Source organism: Nocardia sp. No.11 (genome assembly GCF_038752175.1).
GTDB classification, from domain to species: Bacteria; Actinomycetota; Actinomycetes; order Mycobacteriales; family Mycobacteriaceae; genus Nocardia; species Nocardia canadensis.
Map to the genome: position 1 here is coordinate 1 of NZ_JBCGFB010000123.1, position 17520 is coordinate 17520.

At 71.6% G+C, this 17520-nt stretch carries 15 protein-coding genes and 2 pseudogenes; 7 read left to right on the forward strand and 10 right to left on the reverse strand.

Going from position 1 to position 17520, the window contains the following annotated elements; all coding sequences use genetic code 11:
* The first annotated feature begins 94 nt into the window (after positions 1–94).
* The gene (locus V8688_RS26365) at positions 95–3331 is read left to right on the forward strand and encodes an arabinosyltransferase domain-containing protein (RefSeq protein ID WP_342801917.1); all 3237 of its coding nucleotides are present in this window, start codon (positions 95–97) and stop codon (positions 3329–3331) included.
* 109 nt (positions 3332–3440) lie between these two features.
* On the opposite strand, the gene V8688_RS26370 is transcribed toward V8688_RS26365, so the two are convergent.
* Both V8688_RS26370 and rarD read right to left on the reverse strand, forming a co-directional pair.
* Positions 3441–4325 (reverse strand): ADP-ribosylglycohydrolase family protein, encoded by an 885-nt coding sequence (locus V8688_RS26370; protein WP_342801923.1) that lies wholly within the window; start codon positions 4323–4325, stop codon positions 3441–3443.
* 162 nt (positions 4326–4487) lie between these two features.
* Entirely contained in the window at positions 4488–5411 is a 924-nt protein-coding gene (rarD, locus tag V8688_RS26375; RefSeq protein WP_342801918.1) for an EamA family transporter RarD, read from the reverse strand.
* Between the two features lie 35 nt (positions 5412–5446).
* On the opposite strand from rarD, the gene V8688_RS26380 reads away from it, so the two are divergent.
* Positions 5447–7870: a cation-translocating P-type ATPase gene (locus V8688_RS26380; protein WP_342801919.1), complete on the forward strand. Its 2424-nt coding sequence runs from the start codon at positions 5447–5449 to the stop codon at positions 7868–7870.
* 80 nt (positions 7871–7950) lie between these two features.
* Positions 7951–8769 carry a PhzF family phenazine biosynthesis protein gene (locus tag V8688_RS26385; protein ID WP_218721097.1) on the forward strand — a complete coding sequence of 273 codons (819 nt, stop codon included), beginning with the start codon at positions 7951–7953 and terminating at the stop codon, positions 8767–8769.
* 171 nt (positions 8770–8940) lie between these two features.
* Here V8688_RS26385 and V8688_RS26390 read toward each other — a convergent pair whose 3' ends face one another.
* From V8688_RS26390 to lspA, 3 genes are all read right to left on the reverse strand, one after another.
* Positions 8941–9576, reverse strand: coding sequence for a hypothetical protein (locus V8688_RS26390; RefSeq protein ID WP_308248640.1), 636 nt, complete (start codon positions 9574–9576; stop codon positions 8941–8943).
* A gap of 88 nt (positions 9577–9664) precedes the next feature.
* Positions 9665–10591 (reverse strand): RluA family pseudouridine synthase, encoded by a 927-nt coding sequence (locus tag V8688_RS26395; RefSeq protein ID WP_218721098.1) that lies wholly within the window; start codon positions 10589–10591, stop codon positions 9665–9667.
* Positions 10588–11127, reverse strand: coding sequence for a signal peptidase II (gene lspA, locus V8688_RS26400; protein ID WP_308248644.1), 540 nt, complete (start codon positions 11125–11127; stop codon positions 10588–10590). The genes V8688_RS26395 and lspA overlap by 4 nt, the downstream gene beginning before the upstream one ends.
* Positions 11128–11353: 226 nt before the next feature.
* Here lspA and V8688_RS26405 point away from each other — a divergent pair, with 226 nt between their 5' ends.
* Positions 11354–12244 carry a hypothetical protein gene (locus V8688_RS26405; RefSeq protein ID WP_308248641.1) on the forward strand — a complete coding sequence of 297 codons (891 nt, stop codon included), beginning with the start codon at positions 11354–11356 and terminating at the stop codon, positions 12242–12244.
* Entirely contained in the window at positions 12241–12948 is a 708-nt protein-coding gene (locus V8688_RS26410; RefSeq protein ID WP_342801920.1) for a hypothetical protein, read from the forward strand. The genes V8688_RS26405 and V8688_RS26410 overlap by 4 nt, the downstream gene beginning before the upstream one ends.
* Positions 12949–12952: 4 nt before the next feature.
* On the opposite strand, the gene V8688_RS26415 is transcribed toward V8688_RS26410, so the two are convergent.
* Entirely contained in the window at positions 12953–13813 is an 861-nt protein-coding gene (locus V8688_RS26415; protein ID WP_218721102.1) for an LLM class F420-dependent oxidoreductase, read from the reverse strand.
* A gap of 154 nt (positions 13814–13967) precedes the next feature.
* Between V8688_RS26415 and V8688_RS26420 the strand changes: the two genes are divergently transcribed.
* The gene (locus V8688_RS26420) at positions 13968–14438 is read left to right on the forward strand and encodes a VOC family protein (protein WP_218721103.1); all 471 of its coding nucleotides are present in this window, start codon (positions 13968–13970) and stop codon (positions 14436–14438) included.
* Between the two features lie 8 nt (positions 14439–14446).
* On the opposite strand, the gene V8688_RS26425 is transcribed toward V8688_RS26420, so the two are convergent.
* On the reverse strand, positions 14447–14866 hold the full coding sequence (locus V8688_RS26425; protein WP_342801921.1) for a Rieske (2Fe-2S) protein: 420 nt from the start codon (positions 14864–14866) through the stop codon (positions 14447–14449).
* 173 nt (positions 14867–15039) lie between these two features.
* Here V8688_RS26425 and V8688_RS26430 point away from each other — a divergent pair, with 173 nt between their 5' ends.
* Positions 15040–16014 carry an NAD(P)-dependent alcohol dehydrogenase gene (locus V8688_RS26430; RefSeq protein WP_342801922.1) on the forward strand — a complete coding sequence of 325 codons (975 nt, stop codon included), beginning with the start codon at positions 15040–15042 and terminating at the stop codon, positions 16012–16014.
* A 6-nt stretch (positions 16015–16020) separates the two neighbouring features.
* Here the strand turns inward: V8688_RS26430 and V8688_RS26435 are convergent, their stop codons facing one another.
* The 3 genes and pseudogenes from V8688_RS26435 to V8688_RS26445 all read right to left on the reverse strand — a co-directional run.
* Positions 16021–16653: an LON peptidase substrate-binding domain-containing protein gene (locus V8688_RS26435; RefSeq protein WP_308248642.1), complete on the reverse strand. Its 633-nt coding sequence runs from the start codon at positions 16651–16653 to the stop codon at positions 16021–16023.
* Between the two features lie 67 nt (positions 16654–16720).
* Positions 16721–17107, reverse strand: a pseudogene (locus tag V8688_RS26440) (acetyl-coenzyme A synthetase); the annotation flags it as partial.
* 2 nt (positions 17108–17109) lie between these two features.
* A pseudogene (locus V8688_RS26445) lies at positions 17110–17520 on the reverse strand (acetyl-coenzyme A synthetase); the annotation flags it as partial.

Consider the following 17520-nt stretch of genomic DNA (forward strand, 5'->3'; position numbering starts at 1 on the left):
CGGCCGGGGTTCGCGCGTTCGGTGACCCTGCTGGATCGCGTGTGACCAGCACGTGTTTCGCGAGCCGTCGACGGCGCCGCTACTATCGGGCCCCGTGGTAGAGACGATCGTGCGGCCGGGGCATCCGCCCGAGGATGTTTCGGACTCCGCGCGACGGGCCCGGCCCGACCGCTGGGTCCGCGTCGTCGCGATCGTCGCCGCGCTGGTCGGCGTGCTGAGCGCGATCGCCATCCCGTTCCTGCCGGTCCGGGTCGACACCGCGACGGTCGCCTGGCCGCAGCGCGGCGCGACCACCTCGATCGAATCCCCGCTGGTCGCCTACGCGCCCGCCGAGCTGACCGCCACCGTGCCGTGCGCGGCGCTGAGCGCGCTCGCCGAGACCGGCGGCGTCGCGGTGTCGACGATCCCGCACCAGTCCGCCGACAGGGAGAAGTACGGCTTCGTCGTCAAAGTCGTCGCCGACACACCCGAACGCGCGGGTCGCGTCGACGTGGTCTCCCGGTCCACGCTGCTGTGGACGGTGCCGCTGGCCGAGGTCCTGGGCAGCGGCTGCGCGATCTCGGTCGCCCTCACCCCGCAGCAAGCCGCGGTCACCGCGACCGGTCTCGGCGCGTCCGGGGTGGTGCTGTCCACCGACCTGCGTCCCCAGGTGGTCGGCGTCTTCAGCGAGCTGACCGGCGCGCCGCCCGCGGGTCTGGACGTGCGGGTGGTGGCCGATGCGCGCTACATCACCTCGCCGACCTGGATCAAGCTCGGCGTGATCGTGCTGTGCCTGCTCGCGACCGCGCTCTCGCTGTTCGCCCTGCACCGCCTCGACGCGCTCGACGGCCGCGCGGCCCGCCGGTTCCTGCCGCAGCGCTGGTGGCGCCTGCGGCCGGTCGACTGGCTGGTGTTCGCGGTCCTGGTCGTCTGGCACTTCATCGGCGCCAACACCTCCGACGACGGCTACATCCTCGGCATGGCCAGGGGCGCGCGCTCCTCGGGCACCATGTCGAACTACTACCGCTGGTTCAGCGTCGACGAGGGGCCGTTCTACACGCCCTACACCGACATCATCGGCTGGATCACCCATATTTCCGCGGTCAGCCCGCTGGTGCGGCTGCCCGCGCTCGGCGCCGGCCTGCTGACCTGGTGGCTGATCAGCCGCGAGGTGCTGCCCCGGCTCGGGACGGCCGTGCGCCGTCAGCGGGCCGCGACCTGGACCGCGGCGCTGGTGTTCCTGGCGTTCTGGCTGCCCTACAACAACGGCCTGCGCGCGGAGTTCGTCGTCGCGCTGGGTGTGCTGGTCACCTGGGTCTCGGTCGAGCGGGCCATCGCGACCCGGCGGCTGCTGCCGTTCGCGGTCGCGGTGATCGTCGCGGCGTTCACGCTGACCGGCGCGCCGTCGGGGCTGATCTGCCTGGGCGCGCTGGTGGCCGGTGCCCGCGTCGTCACCGCGGTGATCGTGCGGCGGGCCAAGACGGTGGGCTATCTCGCGCAGCTGCTGCCGATCCTGGCGGCGGGCACGCTGGTGCTGACCGTCGTGTTCGCCGACCGGACCCTGGCCGGCGTGCGGGAGATGTTCGAGGTGCACGGCAAGATCGGGCCGGGGGAGTCCTGGTTCTTCGAGTTCCTGCGCTACCAGTACCTGTTGCAGCTCAACGCCGACGGCTGGCTGACCCGCCGTTTCGGAGTCTTCGCGATGCTGCTCGGGCTGATCGTCTGCGCGGCCACCATGTTGCGCCGGGGTGGGCACATTCCCGGCACGGCGGTCGGCCCGACCCGCAGGCTGCTCGGCATCACCCTCGCCGCCATGGTGCTGATGATGTTCTCGCCGACCAAGTGGACCCATCAGTTCGGCGTTTTCGCCGGCCTGGCGACCTGTGTCGCCGCGGTGACCGCGGTGGCGGTGAGCCCGGCCGTGCTGCGGCCGCTGCGCAACCGCGCGCTGTTCGCCGCGGCCGTCTTCTTCGCGCTGTCGATGACCTTCGTCGGCGCCAACGGCTACTGGTACGTCTCGTCGTGGGGCATCCCGTGGTGGGACAAGCCGCCGAGCATCGCCGGCTACGGCATCTCGACCGCGTTCGTCGGGCTGACCGTGCTGTGCCTGGCCGCCGCAGCCTGGTTCCACATCCATCCGAGCCCGTCCACCCGGTCGTGGCCGCTGGCACGGGTCCCGGTGCTGGCAGTGGTCGCCGCGATGATGGTGCTGTTCGAGGTGGCCTCCTTCGCGAAGGCGACCCTGGCGCAGTACCCGGCCTACTCGCTGGCCGGGTCGAACCTCGAGGCCGCCTTCGGCGGCGGCTGCGGCATGGCCGACGAGGTGCTCGTCGAGACCGACCCGAACGCGTCGATGCTCGCGCCGCTGACCGGCGACGTGGCGACCGCCCTGGCCGGCGACTCGACCGGGTTCCGGCCCGACGGCGTGGCCCCGGTCCTCACCTCCGACGAGGTGGAATCGACCACGGGCCAGGCGAATTCGGTCTCCGACGACCCCGACAAGCTGCGCGACGCCTCGACCTCGGCGGGCTCGGAGTCCCGGCAGGGCTCGCTGGCCCTGCCGTTCGGCCTCGACCCGGCGACCACGCCCGTGCTCGGCAGCTACCGCGCCGGTGCCCAGGAGCCCGCCGCGCTGACCACCGGCTGGTTCCGCCTGCCGGAGGGTCCGCGTGGGCCGTTGCTCGCGGTGTCGGTGGCGGGCCGGATCCGCTCGGTCGACGCCGACGGCATCGTGCATCCCGGCCAGGAACTGGCCGTCGAATACGGCACCGCGGCCGCCGACGGCACCGTCGCGGTGACCGGTCGGGTCGCGCCGATCGACATCGGTCCCGCGCCCATGTGGCGCAACCTGCGCGTCCCGCTCGACCAGCTGCCCGCCGACACGAGCGTGGTCCGCTTGGTCGCGCAGGACAAGGATCTGGGCCCCGATCAGTGGCTGGCGGTGACCCCGCCGCGGATGCCGCAGACCACCACGCTCAACGCCCTGGTCGGCAGCCGGACCCCGGTGCTGCTGGATTGGGCTGTGGGCCTGCACTTCCCGTGCCAGAACCACCTGCCGACCTACAACGGCATCGCGGAGCTGCCCACCTATCGCATCCTGCCCGACCGCAACGGCGCCACGATCACCAACCTGTGGCAGGGCCACGACGGCGGCGGGCCGCTCGGCTGGACCCAGCTGCTGTTCACCGGCCGCACCCTGCCGACCTATCTGAACGACGACTGGGACCGGGACTGGGGTTCGATCGAGCAGTACCTGCCGCTGGACACCACCGCGGTCCCCGCGCGACCGCAGGTCGACTCCGAGAACCGCTGGGGGACCTGGACTCCCGGCCCGATCATCACCGCCTGGTAGCCGGTACTCCGGCGCGGAAAATCCGTCCGCGCCGGGTGCGGTGGTCGGGATGCCGTCGGCGGCACTCGGTGGGCGGCGCCTGCGCGGGAGCGTTGGCGCCGCGTCTTCCTCAGCGGGAGTGGGCGGCGATGCGCTGGGCCAGATCCGGCAGATCGGCGCCGGTCAGGCCGGGATAACCGTGCAGGAGCGCCCGCCAGCGCGCCGGGACCGCGGACGCGCCCCAGCGAGCGCCGAGCAGACCACCGGCGATGGCGGCGGTGGTGTCGGTGTCGTTGCCCGCGCGCACACAGGCTTCCAGCGCGCGCGGCAGATGCTCGGGGGTCGACTGGTCGGTGGTGGTGATGGCCCACCACGCCGTCTGCAGGGCGTGCACCACCCAGCCGTTGTTCGGGAAGTCGGCCGGGGTGCCCTTCTCCGCTTCGTCGAGGCGGTCGTGCCAGTACTCGGATTGCCGTGAACCGCCGACGTATTCGCGCACGCCCTCGAAATCGGCGTGCAGCACCGCGTGCCGCACGGCGTAGGTCCAGATCTTGCACGCCTCGACGGCGTGCTCGTCGTAGTGCGTCAGCATGCCGATCCGGCCCGCCGCCGCGACGCAGGCCGCGGCATCGTCGAGATAGGCCAGCGCGACCGGCGCGGTCCGCATGAGCGAGCCGTTGCCGCCGGTGCGGCCCGACAGCGACATCGCCACCGCCTGCATGCTCAGCGCCGAGGACGGCCGGGCCGACAGCACGGTGCGGGTCTGGTTCCCGATATCGGGCGGCACGGAGTCGTACCAGGCGAGGAAACCCGCCGCGACCGCGTCCAGATCGATCCCCGGACCGTTCACCGCCGCCAGCACGATCGCCAGCGCCATCGAGGTGTCGTCGGTCCACTCGCCCGGCGCCCAGTGGAACGGCCCGCCCCCGACCATGTCGATCACCGCCCCCGGCCCCGGCACCGTGAACTCGTAGCCGGCCCCCAGCGCGTCCCCCGCGGCCCCGCCGACGAGCACCCCCGCCACCCGATCAGAGAACCCCGCATCATGCACAGAAACCCACCCCTCTCGGGCGCCCGCTCTCCGTGTGTCCAGCTGTCGAGCCTACCGGTCGGGATGTGCGACACACCCAGCTTTCGCCCTCCGGCGCGCCCGTGTCGGGCGGCGGATTCGGCCCGGTCAGGGCGTGGTGACCTGGTCGACGGGAGCCGGGGCCGGGGTCGCGCGCCGGGCGCGTCGGGTGCGACGCAGCGCGTCGGTGGTGAACACGGCCAGGGCGGCCCAGATGAGCGCGAACCCGGCCCAGCGGGAGGCGGGCATCGGCTCGTGCATGACCGCGACGCCCCAGGCCATCTGGAGGGCGGGGGTGAGGTACTGGAGGATGCCCATCGTCGAGAGCGGGACGCGCTGGGCGGCGACCGCGAACAACAGCAGCGGGATCAGCGTGACCGGGCCGGTGGCCAGCATCAGGCCGAAATGGGCCGGGGTGGAGGTGAATTCGCTGCGGCCGGTGGCCATCAGCGCGATCAGGAAGGCCAGGGCGAACGGCACGGCGACGATGCCCTCGGCGGCGATACCGCGCAGCGCGTCGAGCGTGATCACCTTCTTGACCAGACCGTAGGTGGCGAACGAGCAGGCCAGGACCAGCGCGATCACCGGCGGCCTGCCGTAGTCGACGGTGAGCACCACCACGGCCAGCGCGCCGAGGCCCAGCGCCAGCCACTGCGCGCGGGTGAGCCGTTCCCGGAACAGCACCACGCCGAAGGCGACGGTGACGAGCGGATTGATGAAGTACCCCAGCGCGCACTCCACGACATGCCCGGAATTCACGCCGTACACATAAGTGCCCCAGTTGATCGCGATGGCCGCCGAGGCCGCCGCCGCCAGCCGCCAGGTCCGCGCGTCGATCCCGCGCATCTGCCGCAGCCGTCCGGTCAGCGCGAGCACGATCAACACCACGACCAGCGTCCAGATGATGCGCTGGGCCACCACCTCGGCCGCCGAGGCGAACGCCAGCAACCCGAAGAACGCGGGGAACATGCCCCAGATCAGATAGGCGCCGGCGCCGAAGACGACACCGGGCGGAGAGGGGCTGCGCTGCATTCATCCCATGTTACGACTGACGTAGCCTGACGAGCATGTCCATTTCCGTGCAGGAGCCCGCGGCGACGGGGCTCACCGCAGCACAGGTCGAGGAACGACGCCGCGACGGGCGAACCAACGATGTCCCGGCCAGAGCGAGCCGGTCCGTGCGCGAGATCGTGCGGGCGAACGTCTTCACCCGCATCAATGCCATTCTGGGCGTGCTGTTCCTGCTGGTGCTGTCCACCGGCTCGATCATCGACGGCATGTTCGGCCTGCTCATCGTGGCCAACAGCGCGGTCGGCATCATCCAGGAGATCCGGGCCAAACGGACTCTGGATCAGCTCGCGATCGTCAGCCAGGCCAAGCCGACGGTGCGCCGCGACGGCGTCGCCCACGAGGTAGCCCCCGGCGAGGTGGTCCTCGACGACCTGATCGAGCTGGGTCCGGGTGACCAGATCGTCGTCGACGGCGAGATCGAGGAAGCCGCCGCCCTCGAGGTGGACGAATCGCTGCTCACCGGTGAGGCCGACCCGATCGACAAGGGCGTGGGCGCCCCGGTGATGTCGGGCAGCTTCGTGGTGTCGGGCTCGGGCGCCTACCGCGCGACCAAGGTCGGCAGGGACGCCTACGCGGCCAAGCTGGCCGAGGAGGCCAGCAAGTTCACCCTGGTGCACTCGGAACTGCGCTCCGGCATCGACAAGATCCTCAAGTTCATCACCTACCTGCTGATCCCGGCGGGCGCGCTGAGCATCTACAACCAGCTGGTCTCCAGCAAGGAGTCCTGGCGACCCGCCGTGACCGGCATGGTCGCCGCGCTGGTGCCGATGGTCCCCGAGGGGCTGGTCCTGATGACCTCCATCGCGTTCGCGGTGGGCGTGGTGCGCCTGGGCAAGCGCAACTGCCTGGTGCAGGAGCTGCCCGCGATCGAGGGCCTGGCCCGCGTCGACGTGGTGTGCGCGGACAAGACCGGCACCCTGACCGAGAACGGCATGCGCCTGTCGCAGATCGCACCGCTCGGCGCCTTCGACGAGGACCAGGTCCGGCAGGTGCTGGCCGCCCTGGCCGGCGACGATCCGCGCCCGAACGCGAGCGTGCAGGCGATCGCCGAGGCCTTCCCCGACTCGCTGGACTGGTCGCAGACCGCCGTCGCCCCGTTCTCCTCGGCCAAGAAGTGGAGCGGCATCTCCTATGGCGCCCACGGTGATTGGCTGCTCGGCGCACCCGACGTGCTGCTCGATCCCGCCTCTGCCGACGCCGAGCGGGCCGAAGACCTCGGCTCCTCGGGCCTGCGGGTGCTGCTGCTGGCCCGCTCCGACCGCCCGGTCGACGCCGACGACGCCCCCGGCCGGGTCGAACCCGCCGCGCTCGTCGTGCTCGAACAGCGGGTCCGCCCCGACGCCAAGGGCACGCTCGAATACTTCGCGAGCCAGCATGTCTCGATCAAGGTGATCTCCGGCGACAACGCCGTCTCGGTCGGCGCGGTCGCCTCCTCGCTGGACCTGCCCGGCGGCGACCACGCGGTCGACGCGCGCTCGCTGCCCGAGGACCGCGACGAGCTCGCCGACGTCCTCGAGCGCGACACCACCTTCGGCCGTGTCCGCCCGGATCAGAAGCGCGCCATGGTCGGTGCGCTGCAGTCGCGCGGGCACACCGTCGCCATGACCGGTGACGGCGTCAACGACGTGCTCGCCCTCAAGGACGCCGATATCGGCGTCGCGATGGGCGCGGGCAGCCCGGCCACGCGCGCGGTGGCCCAGATCGTGTTGCTGGACAACAAGTTCGCGACCCTGCCCTATGTGGTGGGCGAGGGCCGCCGGGTGATCGGCAATATCGAACGGGTCTCGAACCTGTTCCTCACCAAGACCGTGTACTCGGTGCTGCTGGCGTTCCTGGTCGGCCTGGCCGGTGTCGGGTCGCAGATCTTCGGCTACGACCCGATCGGCTATCCGTTCCTGCCGCGCCACGTCACCATCGCGGCCTGGTTCACCATCGGCATCCCGGCGTTCATCCTGTCGCTGGCGCCCAACAACGAGCGCGCCCGCACCGGGTTCGTCGGCCGGGTCATGCGCCTGGCGGTGCCCTCGGGCGTGGTGATCGGCGTCGCGACGTTCGTGTCCTACCTCATCGCCTACGCCGGGCCGGAAGCCTCGGAGACACAGAAGATCCAGGCGGGCACCACCGCGCTGATCACCTTGATCATGATCGCGGTGTGGGTGCTGGCGCTGGTCGCGCGGCCGTACGTGTGGTGGAAGGTGGTGCTGATCGCCGCATCGGTGCTGGCCTACATCGCGCTGTTCACGATCCCGTTCACCCGCGAGTTCTTCAAGCTCGACCCGTCGAACCCGCGACTGACGCTGGCCGCGTTCGTCTGTGGCGCGGTGGGCATCGTGCTGGTGGAGCTGGCGTGGTGGGTGCAGGCGCGGCTGTCCGGCAACACCGGCAAGTTCGTTCCCGCGGTGGGCGCCCAGGGCGCCTGAGGCCGCGCTGACCAGGCCGGGTTTGCCTCGAGAACCCTTGCGCCGGACGCACATTCGGTGTTGGAGTACCTTTGCGCACTATGGAGGTATTGCTGCACCAGATCGACGCGTTCACCGACGCACCGTTCTCGGGCAACCCGGCCGCGGTCATGCCGCTGCCCCGCTGGCTGCCGGACACGCTGCTGCAACAGCTGGCCGAGGAGAACAACCTCGCCGAGACCGCGTTCTACACCTCCGAGTTACCCCCGGACGCCGGCGGCCCGCCCGGCGAATGGCCCGCCTTCCACCTGCGCTGGTTCACCCCGGCGGTCGAGGTGGACATGTGCGGGCACGCCACCCTCGCCTCGGCCACCCAGATCATCGAGGACCTGCATCCCGAGCACGATCGGGTCAGCTTCTACACCCGCTCGGGCTGGCTGCACGTCGACCGCACCGACGACGACGAGTACGTGCTGGATCTGCCCGCGCTCGCCTCGGTGCGCGTCGACCCCGACCCGGCTCTGATCGCGGCCCTCGGCGTCACCCCGCTGCACGCCTACACCGGCCAGGACGAGGTGATCGTCCTCGGCTCCGAGGACGAAGTCCGCTCCGCCACACCGAATCTCGGTGCGTTCCCGGCGCTGGCCCGCGGCGCGATCATCACCGCGCCCGGCACCGCCACCGACTTCGTCTCGCGGCTGTTCGCCCCCGGTGTCGGGGTCCCGGAGGATCCTGTCACCGGTTCGGCGCACGCCCAGCTGGTTCCGCTGTGGAGCCGCGAGCTGGGCCGCACGACGCTGACCGCGCGTCAGCTCTCCCGGCGCGGCGGGACACTGCGCGCCGAACTCGCCGACGACCGGGTGCTGCTGCTCGGGCGCTGCCGCCGCTACCTCGACGGTGTGGTCACCTTGCCCGAGTGAGTCGGGCCTCGCGGAGACGGCAGGTACCTTCGTGCCGCGAGATCCCGTCGAGGTTCGATCCAGGACAGCGCGGCGTCTCTCCCGTCGGGACGGCGCCGCCGGATCGGCCGGAGGGCCGCCGGATGACTCGGGACACGTGGTCCGCCACGGACTCCTCGCGCGGGCCGGGGACTACTCGGTGGGGACGGGGGCGTCGTCCGGAGTCGGTGTGATCACCCCGGTCGACTCCGGTAGCAGCGGCGCCACCGCGAAGCGGCCCGCGATCGCGTCGGCGGGCAGCGCCTGCACCGCGCGGACGCCGGGTCGTGTTGCCAGCACCCGTAATTCGGGCAGCGTGCCGCGCACGACCAGGCCTGCGGTGCACGCGCAGCCCGCGCGCAGCCTGGCCTCGGTGACCCGGGCGATATCGGCGCTGCGCTGATCACGGAACCGCTGGGCGGCCACCAGTCCCGCCGCCGCGTCGGCGGACCGCACCGCGGGTTCGGCACCGGCCGGTGTCGCGACGGTGATCACCGGTGTCTGCACCCGATCGATCGGGACGTGCTGGATCACACCCGCGACGCGCAGGCCGTCGGCCGCGGCCGGGATCTGGGGCGCGGTCAGATAGTCGGTGAACGACACCAGCGCCCAGTGCGGGTCGGTGTCGGCGCCGTCGAGGGAGGCGCGGGCCTCGCGCAGATAGTCGTCGACCTGTTCGCCCTGCGCGGGACCGAGCCGATCGGTCGTCACGCCCGTCGACGGGCGTGGATTGAGGATGCCGAGCACGACGACGACCACGGCCAGCACCACGGCCGCGGCGATGGACACCGCCGTGCGCCCCGACAGTCGGCGATCCTCGGCGCTCCCGCGGTCGTCCGGCGCCGTGTCCGGCGCCGGTACGGACGACCGCGGGTCGTCAGGCATTGCGTAGTACGTCCAGTGCGCCGGCCAGGTCGGCCGGGTACTCGCTGGTGATCTCGAGCCAGCGACCGTCGGCGGGATGGTGGAAGCCCAGCTGACGCGCGTGCAGCCACTGCCGCTCCAGCCCGAGGCGCTTGGCCAGGGTCGGGTCGGCGCCGTAGGTCAGGTCACCGGCGCAGGGGTGGCGCACCGCGGAGAAGTGCACCCGGATCTGGTGGGTGCGACCGGTCTCCAGATGGACGTCGAGCAGGCTGGCCGACTGGAACGCCTCGATCGTGTCGTAGTGGGTGACACTCGGCCTGCCGTCGCCGGTGACCGCGAACTTCCAGTCGTTGCCGCGCGCCCGCCCGATCGGCGCGTCGATCGTGCCGCTGCTCGGATCGGGATGTCCCTGCACCAGGGCATGGTATTGCTTGTCGACCGTGCGCTGCTTGAAGGCGCGCTTGAGCATCGTGTAGGCGTGCTCGGACTGGGCGACCACCATCACGCCGGAGGTGCCCACGTCGAGGCGGTGCACGATGCCCTGCCGTTCGTGCGCGCCCGAGGTGGAGATGCGGTAGCCCATCGCGGCCAGGCCGCCGACCACGGTCGGGCCGGTCCAGCCGACGCCGGTGTGCGCGGCCACGCCGATCGGCTTGTCCACCGCGACGATGTCGTCGTCGGCGTAGAGGATCTTCATCCCCTCCACGGGGGTGGCCTCCACCGTCAGCTCGCGCTTGGGTTCGGGGAACACCACTTCCAGCCACGCGCCCGCGGTCAGCCGGTCGGATTTGCCCGCGGCGACACCGTCGAGCTGCACCGAGCCCTCCTCGGCCAGCGCGGCGACCGCGGTGCGCGACAACCCGAGCAGCCGGGACAGTCCCGCGTCGACCCGCATCCCGTCCAGCCCGTCGGGCACGGGCATAGTCCTGGTTTCCCTCATGCGGTCTCCTCTTTGTGGTTGCGACCGCTGCGGGTGCCGTCCGGCTCGAACCCGAACACGGTGAGCGCGACGAGCAGGATGGCGCCGCACACGATGGCCGAGTCGGCCACGTTGAACACCGGCCACCAGCCGACGGCGACGAAATCGACGACGTGGCCCTGCAGCGGGCCGGGGTAACGGAAGATCCGGTCGACCAGGTTGCCCAGCGCGCCGCCGAGCACCATGCCCAGGCCGATCGCCCACCACAGCGACCGCAGCGTGCGCCCGATCCGGATGACGCCGACCACCACGGCCGCGGCGATCAGGGTCAGCAGCCAGGTCATGCCGGTCGCCATCGAGAAAGCCGCACCCGGGTTGCGGACCAGGGTGAAGCGCGCGAAATCGCCGATGATCGGCACCGATTCGCCCGGATCGATGAAGGCGACGGCGAGGCACTTGGTCAGCAGGTCGAGGCCGAACAGCACGACGGCGATGATCAGCAGCGTCGTCAACCGGCGGCGACCAGCGGGTTCGTCCGTTCCGGTGGCCTCGGGCACGGTGTCGGGGGCCGGTGCCGCCGAGTCGTCGCCCGTCTCGGGAACGGCAGCGTTGTCGGATGGCCGGTCTTCACTCACGCGACCATCATTCCCTAATGGCGATCGGTGCTGCGCCGCGGTGCCCGGGAGTCCCAGCTGTTACTCAGGAAGCGGTCGTACGCTGATGGCTGTGACGGTGTTGTCTAGTTCTCGCTTACCCCGCGTCGCGCGTCCCGGGGTGTTACTCGTGGCGCTCGTGCTCGGGTTCGCGACCTTCGGCGCGGGGTGCGCCGACCGCTCGGCATCGCCCGCCGATGTCGAGGGCCTCGAGCCGCTGGGCATCGGTAAGGAAGTGACGGTGCCGATCACGGCGGCGGTCACCACCTTGGTGTCGGCCGGCGACGAGCCGCGCGATCTGCTGCGACCGCGCTACCCGGCGGGCACCACGCAGGAGGTGACACTGCGCACCGACTACCGGATTCAGCAGCAGGTCAACGATCAGCCCGCGCGCGATTTCTCGCCCGCCGCGCTGACCATCCCGATGACCGCCCGCGCGGGCACCGATGGGGTCGACCTCACCGTCGGCACCGTCACCACGCCCGACCCGGCCTTGAACAAGGCGTTCACCACGGCCGACGGCTCGCACGCCGGTCTGGAGATGAGCGACCTCGGCGCGATCACCGAACTGCGGCTCGCGCCGTCACCGGATACTCCCAACACCGCCCGCGCGGCCCTGGAGCAGGCCTTCTATCAGGCCGTGTACCGCTCGATCGCGTTCCCGGACGCGCCGGTCGGCGTCGGCGCGGTGTGGACGGTGCACCAGGAGATCACCGGCGGCGTCACCCTCGATCAGATCACCACCGCCACCCTGACCAGCCGCGACGGCGACCGGCTCACCATCGACCTGCAGGTGACGCAGACCCCGACCGACAAGGTCTGGATGCTGCCCAACAACGCGGGCTCGCTCGACATCGAGGGCTATGTCATGGAGGGCACCGGCACGATCACCGTCGATCTCGGTCTCCCGCTGCCGGTCTCGGGCGCCATCGACGTCGGCGGTCAGCAGACCTACCGCGACGCGCGCAGCGTGAGCACCCTCGTGCAGACCCAGTCCACGCGCGTCTCCTGGACCGAATGATGCGCTCGACCCTGCTGCGCGCGAGCGCGGCCGCCTCGGCCTGCGCCGCGCTCGCCGGGGTCGTCGGGTGCGCTTCCGCCGACGAGCAGGCCGGGTCCTTCCCGTCCGCGGTCAGCGCGGCGCCGGGCAACGGCACGGTCGTGCGTGATCCCGCCCAGCTCGCCGCCGGCCTGCTGGCGGCCGAGGATCTGCCCGGCGACTTCAGCGTCATCCCGCCGCGCACGCCCGCCGGGGACACCGCGGCCGTCCCGCCCGCGGCGCCCACCGATCCGCCGGACTGCGGCAGGCTGCTCACCCCGATCGCCGAGCAGCGGCCCGGGTCGGCGGCCGCCGCCTCGGTCCAGTTCGCCGGGCCCAGCTATGCCACGATCGATATCGACGCCGCGAGTTATCCCGACGCGGCGCTGGCGGCCGCCTTCGACGCGCTCCAGGCGCAGCCGCGTCGCTGTGCCGCCTACACCGGCGACGACGCGGGCGTGCACATCGACTACCGCGCCGCCGGTCTCGACCAGCCGCCCGCGGGCGACGCGAGTTCGGCCTTCACCCTGACCGCCGCCAGCGAAGGGCTGACGCTCACCTCGGCGACGGCCCTGGTGCAGGTCGGCAACACCCTGGTCCAGGTGGTGGTCACCGCACCGGAGACCGTCGACCCGGGAGTGCTCGCCGACCTCACCGCCGCGCAGGTCCGCAAACTGCGCGGCTGACTCGTCAGCTGGTGGCGGGCACCGGCGGTGCGATCTTGCCGCCGAGATGGGCGATGTAGCCACGCACCTCGTCGGCCGAGCGGTCCGGCATGCCGAAGACCACCTCGGTGACGCCGAGTTCTTCCCACTGCGCGAGCTGGGCGGCGTCGTAGCGCCCGGCGAGTGCGATCACGCGCGGGGTGCCCTCGCGACCGGCTTCCCGCCAGACCCGGTGCAGCAGTTCGATCTTCTCGCCGAGATCGCCCTCGGTCGGGGTGGTGATCCAGCCGTCGGCGTGCCGGGCCAGCCAGCCGAAGGACTTCTCGGTGCCGCCCGCGCCGAGCAGGACCGGGATCGTCGGGCTGGTCGGCTTCGGCCACGACCAGCTCGGCCCGAACCGCACGAACTCGCCGTCGAATTCGGCTTCCTCCTGCGACCAGATCGCGCGCATCGCGTCGAGGTGTTCGCGCAGCACGGTGCGCCGCTTCTGCGGCGGAACGCCGTGGTGGGCGAGTTCGTCGGTGTTCCAGCCGAATCCGACGCCGAGCTCGACCCGGCCGCCGGAGAGGTGATCGAGCGAGGCGATGGTCTTGGCGAGGGTGATCGGATGATGCTCGGCGGGCAGCGCGACCGCCGTCGACAGCGTGATCCGCTCGGTCACCGCGGCCGCGGTCGCCAGCGCGACCCACGGATCGAGGGTGCGCAGGTAGCGGTCGTCGGGCAGCGAGGAGTCGCCGGTCTGCGGATGCGCCGCGGCCCGCACCACCGGGATGTGGGTGTGCTCGGGGACGTAGAACGCGTCGAAGCCGGCGTTCTCCGCCGCCAGCGCGGCATCGGCGGGCGTGATGCCCCGGTCACTGGTGAACAACACGAGCCCGTAGCGCATGTTCCGGCCCTCCGGATCAGACAACAAAACTGAAACAAGTTCTACCAGTCTTTCGGGCCGCTCGGAAGAGCGCGCGCCCGACGGTCTTTCCCCGGCTGGACGAGGGGAATAGGCTCGAACGGTCCGAGCATCAACCGCGACACGGAGGTATCCGATGTCTGATGTTTCCCCCTTTCCCGCTGGTTATCCGCGTATCTGTCCCGGAATCTCGTGTGCGGGCGCCGCGGCCGCGATCGACTTCTACACCGCGGTCTTCGGCGCGACCGAGCGCATGCGGATGCCCGGTCCGGACGGCACCGTGGCGCACTGTGAACTCCTGATCGGCGACTCGGTGCTGATGGTCGGCGACCCGGCGCCGGAAATGGGTTTCCTCGACCCGACGGCGGTCGGCGGTTCGCCGGTCAACCTGATGGTCTACGTCCCCGACGCCGACGCCGCGTTCGCCGCCGCCCTCGGCGCGGGCGCCACCGAGATCAATCCGATGACCGACCAGTTCTACGGCGACCGCACTGGTGCCTTCGAAGACCCATGGGGCCACCGCTGGACGGTGGCGACCCACATCGAAGACGTCACGCCCGAGGAGATGCAGCGCCGTATGGACGAGATGATGAACGCGGCGGGCTGACCCCGCCGTCAGGCGGGCACGATCGAATCACCCACCACCCGGACGGGTTTCGCCGGCAGCGGCGCCGTGGCAGGCCCCGCGGTGACGCTGCCGTCGAGCCCGAACCGGCTCCCGTGACACGGGCAGGCGATCGAGCCGTCGGCGACCGAGCCGACCCGGCACCCGGCATGCGTGCACGTCGAGGACAACCCGACGAACGTCCCCGCCGTCGGCTGTGTGATCACGGTGTCGCCCACGATCACCCCGCCGCCCACCGGCACATCGGCGGTCTTCGCCAACGCGCCCGTCGGCCCGCCCGCCGGGGCCTGTGCCCCCGCGGGCGCGCTCTCGTCCGTGCCCGCGCAGGCGGTCAGCGTGGCGGCCGCGGCGAGGACCCCCGCGCCGACGACGACGGTCCTGCGGTCGAGCTGGATCTCACTACTGGTCATCGTGGAACTCCGATCGGAACTGGCGAGGGGAGCCGGTGGCCGGGCGTTCCGGCCGCTCCCTATCGGTTCAACGGGACCGGCGGGTCCCGGGTTCGACCTCGGGACCGGATCGGGCCCCTTCTCCGGGAGTTCCCCGATGCGGCCGGGACGGGTGCGGGCCTACTGTCACGCTCGTGAAGGCGATCGTGCAGCAGGTATACGGATCTTCGGCGATGCTGGAGGTGGCCCGGGTCGAGCGGCCCGTAGCGGGGAACGGGCAGGTGCTGGTCCGGGTGCGCGCGGCGTCGCTGAACGCGCGGGACTGGCACATCATGCGAGGCGATCCGCGGATCGCGCGGTGGATGGACCGGTCGGTGTTCGGGCGGCGTGGGCCCGCGCAGCCGATTCCCGGCGGGGACTTCGCGGGGGTCGTCGAGGCGGTCGGGGCCGGGGTGACAGATCTGCGCCCGGGCGAGGAGGTGTACGGCGAGTCGATCAGCGGCGCGTTCGCCGAGTATCTGGCGGTCGACCGGTCGGTGGTCGCCGCCAAGCCCGCGGGACTGAGCTTCGCCGAGGCGGCGGCGGTGCCGTTGGCGGCCAATACCGCGCTCACCTGTCTGCGCCACGTCGCGGCCGGGGACCGCGTGCTGATCATCGGGGCCTCCGGTGGGGTCGGCACCTTCGCGGTGCAGCTCGCGCTCGCCGCGGGCGCCGAGGTCACCGGGGTGTGCAGCACCCGCAATGTCGAACTGATTCGCGGGCTCGGTGCCGCGCGAGTCGTCGACTACACCCGCGACCCGGTGCCCGGCCTCTACGACACCGTCCTCGACCTGGCCGGCAGCCGGCGCCTGCGCGAGCTGCTGCGCCTGGTCGAGCCGACCGGCACCCTGGTCCTGTCCGGCGGCGGAAACTACACCGGCGGTAGCCTTTTCGGCCCGATCGGGCTCATGGCCCGCGCCCAGCTGAGCCGACTGTTCGTGCGCCCCACGATCCGGGTGCCGATGGCGAACCAGAGCAGCGCGGCGCTCGACGAACTCCGTGACCTGATCGACACGGGCCGAATCCGTCCGATCATCGACCGCACCTACCCGCTCGACGAGGTCCCCGCCGCGATCCACTACCTGGAAACCGAGCACGCCAGGGCGAAGATCGCGATCACCGTCGGCTGACCGCCGTCACTGCAGCCGGAACTCCATCATCGCGATCGCGTCGTCGACCGCGACGATGAGATTCTCCAGCCGGGTGTACGGGTCGGGCGCCGACAGGGCCGCCTGCCGGTCGGTCGGGCCGATCGGCAGGCGCGCGGCCAGCTCGTAGGAGCGCACCGTCGGGTCGTCGGACAGCCCGTCGAGCGAGGCCGACGGCGGTGGCCGCCGGATCCCGGAGCGGCGCGCGAGCTGCGCGGTGAGCGTGTGCAGCCGGTCGGCGCGTTTGCGCAGGTCGGCCAGCAGTTCGCTGTCGTCGGCGCCGACGCCGTCGGGCCACACAGACACCTCGGCTCGCGGATACGGCGCGTCGGTGAGCCACTCGTCGACCCGGATCCGCTCGGTGCCCGCGCAGCGCAACCGGAACCGCGAGCCCGACAGCTCGACGACATCGGTGATCCGGGCGAGGACGCCGAGGTCGGTCCGGACCTCGCCGCCGCCGACCTCGTGGCCCCGCGCGATGAGGACCACGCCGAACTCGGGCTCCCGCCGCCCGTCGAGGCAGTCCTCGACCAACGCGACATAGCGCGGCTCGAAGATCTGCAACGACAGCGGCTCGCCGGGCAGTAGGACCGCGCCCAACGGGAACATAGGGATCTCCACCCCCACAGCATGCCCGCTGTCGCGCAGACCGTGCCCATCCGACATGCGCGAGCGTCAGATCCCCGGGTCATCCCTTCGCGATCGCCTCGAACACGGTCGGGTCGACCAGCGTGGAGGTGTCGCCCAGCTCCCGGCCCTCGGCCACATCGCGCAGCAGTCGGCGCATGATCTTGCCGCTGCGGGTCTTGGGCAGCTCGGGCACCAGGTGGATCTCGCGCGGCCGGGCGATCGGGCTGATCTCCAGGGAGACAGCGGCCTTGAGCTCGGTGACCAGCGTGTCGTCCGGCGCGGCCGAGCCGGTGAGGATGACGAAGGCGACGATGCCCTGCCCGGTGGTCGCGTCGGTGGCGCCGACGACGGCGGCCTCGGCCACGGCCGGGTGTCCGACGAGGGCCGATTCGACTTCGGCGGTCGAGATGCGATGGCCGGACACGTTCATCACGTCGTCGACCCGGNGTGGCGCCGACGACGGCGGCCTCGGCCACGGCCGGGTGTCCGACGAGGGCCGATTCGACTTCGGCGGTCGAGATGCGATGGCCGGACACGTTCATCACGTCGTCGACCCGGCCCAGGATCCACAGGTCGCCGTCGGCGTCGAGCTTGGCGCCGTCCCCGGCGAAGTACCACCCCTCGGAAGCGAAACGCTGCCAATAGGTTTCACGGAAGCGGTCCATGTCGTTCCAGATTCCGCGCAGCATCGACGGCCACGGCTGATCCAGGACCAGCAGACCTGAGGCGTCGTTGTCCAGCGGGGTCCCGTCGTCGTCGACCACCGTCGCCGAGATCCCCGGCAGCGGCGCGGTCGCGGCGCCCGGCTTGGTGGCGGTGACGCCGGGCAGTGGCGAGATCATGATGGCGCCGGTTTCG